Raw genomic sequence first — 5323 nt, forward strand, 5'->3', positions numbered from 1 at the left:
TTGCATAAACAGCACTATAAAGGTTCTATTTGGGTTTTGGTTGCGTTTATCACTTTTATTGGACTTATAGCAGCTATAAAATTTATTTTTAAGTAGTTTTTTAATCTGCTTGTAAAAACTTGTTATTGTTTAAATTTTGTAAATTTGAATAGCTCCAACTTGAATCTTTACTTATGAAAGCTTTAAAATATATTTTCTTTCTAGTTTTAATTGCAATTATCGCATTAGCAATTTACGTAGCTGTACAACCAAATAGCTTTTCTGTTACAAGAACACGTTCAATAAATGCTCCAGCAGCTGTAATTTATAAAAATGTTAATGATTATAAAAACTGGTCTACATGGTCATCTTGGGTGGAAAAAGATCCAGAAATGAAAATTACATTACCCGAATTAACTAAAGGTGAAGGTGCGAGCTATTCTTGGGAAGATAAAAATGGTCTTGGTACAATGCATACTGTAGAAACAAATACTAATAAATCTATTAGTCAAATCATGCAAATTGGAGAGTATCCAAAATCTAATATGTCATGGAAATTTAAACCAAACAGTGATGGCTCTACAGATGTAACTTGGAATATTTCTGGAGAGAATTTACCGTTTGATTTTAAAGCCTACAATGCCTTTATGGGAGGAATGGATAAACAAATAGGGCCTGATTACGAACGTAGCTTAGAAAAATTAGATAGTATTGTTATTTCTGATATGAAAAAATATAGTATTGTAATCGATAAAGAAACCACACAGCATAGTGGTGGATTTTATATTTACAAAACTGCTGCTACTACTTTTGATGGCTTTAAAACTAAAATGGCATCTATGCTTCTTGAAGTGATTAACTATGCCAAAAAAAACAATATTACATTAGCTGGTGCTCCATTTATTTTATATCACAAATGGGACGAAACTAATAATGCTATTATGTTTTCTTATTCTGTACCAAATACTGCTCGTGTAATAACTACTAGAGGAAATATTTTAACAGGTCAACTAGAGCCTTTTAAGGCTGTAAAAACTACACTTAATGGTGATTACAACAATCTTAAAGAAGCTTGGGATAAAGCAATGAAAGCAATAATAGATATTGGATTAGAACAAGACGAAAATGGCTCTCATATAGAGTCTTACCTTAATTCACCTAAAAATACACCAAATCCTGCTGACTTAAAAACAGAAATTTATATAGCAGTTAAATAAACATGAAAAATATTCTCCTAGTATTTATTGGCGGTGGTTTAGGTAGTGTGCTTCGCTATTTATTAGGTAAATTTCTAAATAACACTGAAAACGGAATACCATATGGTACTTTTGCTGCCAATATTTTAGGGAGTTTACTTATTGGTATTATATTAGGTTTAGCACTTAAAAACAATACGCTTAGTCAAAATCATACATTACTTTTAGCAACAGGTTTTTGTGGTGGTTTTACAACTTTTTCTACATTTGCTTATGAAAATCATGTATTCTTAAAGGCTGGTGATTTTACAAGTTTCGCTATGTATACTATTGCAAGTTTTGTAGTTGGTTTTCTGGCTGTGTTTGGTGGTATGTTTTTAGCTAAAAGTTTTTAATGCTTATCATAAGCTTTCACTCCTGCTTCAACTCTTACATCTAAAGAATTTTCTAAAGGTACTACTGGACAAGAATATCTAGGACTGTATGCACAATATGGATTGTAAGCTTCATTAAAATTTAAAACCATAGTATCACCTTCTGGTCTGCTTGTGTCTATATAACGACCACCTCCATAACTCTCTTCTCCATTAGTTTCATCAATAAAAGGTAAAAACAAATGGTTTTCATAGCCTTCGCGTTTTACTAATTCAATATTTTGATAAATGTTAAGTTTACATTCTTTATTATTTAAAACAAAAGACAATTCACCATATTTTACATACATAGGTTTACGGTCTGTTGTTGTAGGCATCTCAAAAGGCGTTTCATTTAAAACCCTTTTAAAATTAGCAGTTACTAAATATGCAGAATCAAATTTAAAAAAATCTAAAGCTCTAAATGTTTTTCTATCTTTTTCAGTTAAAGGAGATTTTAAAGCGTCTTTAAATTTAGCGTTTTGCTCTTTTTGATAATCTGTGTCTCCTAAAAGCGGCTGCTTGCCTTGCGTACAACTTAGAGTGCTAACAAACAAAACAAATAGTATAATCGTTTTTCTCATATTAAAATTAAAAATTTAGTTGTTTGGATTGAATGATGGATTTAAACTTGGATTCAAATTTGCCTTATAAGATTACAACAAATCTGCTGACAAATCATTAAAAACTAGTTATTCAATTTCAATTGTTGCATTATGAGATATTGGAAAATTACAAGAATTAGCTATAAAACAAAGTGCGTTAGCCTTATTATGTAGTCTTAGTGCTAGCTCTTTTTGGTTACTATTCTTTATGGTTACAACTGGTTTTAGCCTAACGGTTTTAAAACTTCCGCTTCCAGATGATTTAACCTCTAAATCACCTTCTGCATTATCCACATAACTTAACACTTCTATTTTATGTTGTGCGCAAACATACAAATAAGACATCATGTGGCAAGATGTTAAAGCAGACAACAACAAATCTTCAGGATTATATAACGAATCCTCACCTCTAAATGCCTTAGCGGCTGACATTTGTAGAGCAGCACTTTTATTTGCTATTGTAACCTTATGGTTGCGGCTAAAGGTTCTAGGATTAAAAGTGCTTTCACCTTGATTTACTGTCCAATTTACCGTTGCTTTAAAAGTGTGTTTTATAGACATATTATTTTTTATTTGGAGTAAAAAAAGCGTTTCTCTACGAAACGCTTTTTATATTTATTGAATGTATTTCACTTTTAAGTATATTTCTTTTTTATCGAATAATACATTTAATGTAAGCGATTCTTTACTTACATATTTCGTCTATACTGTCCTCCTACTTCAAATAAAGAAGCAGTAATTTCTCCAAGAGAACACACTTTACAAACCTCCATTAAAGCATCAAAAATATTTTCGTTATTAATTGCTTTTTGCTGAAGTTGTTTTAACATCGCTTTAGTATCATTAGCTTTATGAAGATTCTCTAACGTTTTAATTTGGAATTGCTTTTCTTCTTCAGTTGCTCTAATAACTTCTTTTGGTATAACCGTTGGTGAACCTTTAGAACTCAAAAATGTATTTACACCTATAATTGGAAATTCACCATTATGTTTTAAGGTTTCGTAATACAAGCTTTCTTCTTGAATTTTAGAACGTTGGTACATGGTTTCCATAGCGCCTAAAACACCACCTCTCTCTGTAATGCGATCAAACTCTGTTAATACAGCATCTTCTACTAAATCGGTTAATTCTTCAATAATAAAAGAACCTTGAATTGGGTTTTCGTTTTTAGCCAATCCTAATTCTTTGTTTATAATTAACTGTATTGCCATTGCACGACGTACAGATTCTTCTGTAGGTGTTGTAATCGCTTCATCATATGCATTTGTATGTAACGAGTTACAGTTATCGTAAATCGCATACAATGCTTGCAATGTTGTACGAATATCGTTAAAGTCAATTTCCTGTGCATGTAAACTTCTACCAGACGTTTGTATATGGTATTTAAGCATTTGCGCTCTGGAATTTGCACCATATTTATGTTTTAAAGCCTTAGACCAAATTTTACGTGCTACACGACCAATAACAGAATATTCTGGATCGATACCATTAGAGAAAAAGAACGATAAGTTTGGTCCAAACTTATTAATATCCATACCACGACTTAGGTAATATTCTACGTAAGTAAATCCGTTAGATAATGTTAATGCCAATTGCGTAATTGGGTTTGCGCCTGCTTCTGCAATATGGTATCCAGAAATGGATACCGAATAGAAATTACGCACGTTATTATCTATAAAATATTCTTGAACGTCACCCATTAAACGTAACGCAAATTCCGTTGAGAAAATACACGTATTCTGTGCTTGATCTTCCTTTAAAATATCCGCTTGAACCGTTCCACGCACTTGAGCAATGGTGTTCTTCTTAATCTCTGCGTAAACGTCTGCTGGTAATACTTGATCTCCAGTAACACCTAAAAGCATTAAACCTAAACCATTGTTTCCTTCTGGTAAATCGCCATTGTAACTTGGTCGCTCTTTGTCTTTATAAAGTTTAGCTATTTTAGCTTCAACTTCTTTTTCTAGATTATTTTCTTTGATGTACAACTCACATTGTTGGTCTATGGCAGCATTCATAAAAAAGCCTAACAACATTGATGCTGGACCGTTAATAGTCATGCTTACAGAAGTCATTGCACTTGCTAAATCGAAACCAGAATATAGTTTTTTAGCATCATCCAAACAACAGATTGAAACACCTGCATTTCCTATTTTACCATAAATATCTGGACGTAAATCTGGATTGTTACCATAAAGCGTTACACTATCGAAAGCGGTAGATAAACGTTTTGCTGGTAATCCTGCACTTACATAATGAAAACGCCTGTTTGTACGTTCTGGACCACCTTCTCCTGCAAACATTCTTGCTGGATCTTCTCCTGTACGTTTAAAAGGATATAATCCTGAAGTGTATGGGAATTCTCCTGGTACATTTTCTTGTAAACACCATCTTAAAATATCTCCCCAAGCTTGATATTTAGGTAAAGCCACCTTTGGAATATCAGATTGCGATAATGATTTTGTATGTGTTTCTATTTTTATTTCTTTATCTCTTACTTTAAAAGTATAGATTGGATTTTTATATTTATCTACTTTCTCTGCCCAACCTGTTATTACTTCCCAATTGTAAGGATCTAAGTTTAATTTTACGCGGTCGAATTCTGAAACTAATAATCTTACAAAATCTTTATTTTCTTCAGTAGTGTTTATAGATTCTGAAGCTAATCCAGCTTTATCAAGTTCTGGAATGGCATCTAAAACAGATTCTAATGTTTTAAAAATTCCAAATAATTTTTGAGCTACTTCTACTTGTGTTAAAGCAGTTTTATCGTAAGCACGATTACTTTCAGCAATTTCAGATAAATAACGTGTTCTACTTGGTGGAATTACAAAAATCTTCTCGCTCATTTCTGCTGAGATTTCGAAAGTAGATTTTAAATCGCTATCTGTTTTCTCAACCAACTTATCCATAATCGCTTTATAAAGCGTATTCATTCCTGGATCGTTAAATTGAGATGCAATTGTTCCAAAAACAGGTAAATCGTCTTGGTGCACATCCCAAAGATGATTGTTACGCATGTATTGTTTTTTTACATCACGTAAAGCATCTAAAGAACCACGTTTATCAAACTTGTTTATTGCTACGAGATCAGCAAAATCAAGCATATCAATTTTCTCAAGTTGCGTTG

General features: G+C 32.1%; 5 protein-coding genes. 2 read left to right on the forward strand and 3 right to left on the reverse strand.

What is annotated here, in order from left to right; translation table 11 throughout:
• Positions 1–173 precede the first annotated feature (173 nt).
• Both QNK89_RS06930 and crcB read left to right on the forward strand, forming a co-directional pair.
• Complete coding sequence (locus QNK89_RS06930) at positions 174–1196, forward strand: SRPBCC family protein (RefSeq protein WP_340170291.1); 1023 nt, start codon at positions 174–176, stop codon at positions 1194–1196.
• Positions 1197–1198: 2 nt separating this feature from the next.
• Complete coding sequence (gene crcB / locus QNK89_RS06935) at positions 1199–1570, forward strand: fluoride efflux transporter CrcB (protein ID WP_340170292.1); 372 nt, start codon at positions 1199–1201, stop codon at positions 1568–1570.
• Here the strand turns inward: crcB and QNK89_RS06940 are convergent.
• From QNK89_RS06940 to QNK89_RS06950, 3 genes are all read right to left on the reverse strand, one after another.
• The gene (locus tag QNK89_RS06940; protein WP_340170293.1) at positions 1567–2172 is read right to left on the reverse strand and encodes a DUF1684 domain-containing protein; all 606 of its coding nucleotides are present in this window, start codon (positions 2170–2172) and stop codon (positions 1567–1569) included. The genes crcB and QNK89_RS06940 overlap by 4 nt on opposite strands.
• 108 nt (positions 2173–2280) lie before the next feature.
• Complete coding sequence (locus QNK89_RS06945; RefSeq protein ID WP_340170294.1) at positions 2281–2754, reverse strand: OsmC family protein; 474 nt, start codon at positions 2752–2754, stop codon at positions 2281–2283.
• Between the two features lie 128 nt (positions 2755–2882).
• On the reverse strand, positions 2883–5323 hold a 2441-nt coding region (locus QNK89_RS06950; protein WP_340170295.1), incomplete at its 5' end, for a methylmalonyl-CoA mutase family protein.

This window comes from Lacinutrix sp. (assembly GCF_037625555.1).
Lineage (GTDB): Bacteria > Bacteroidota > Bacteroidia > Flavobacteriales > Flavobacteriaceae > Lacinutrix.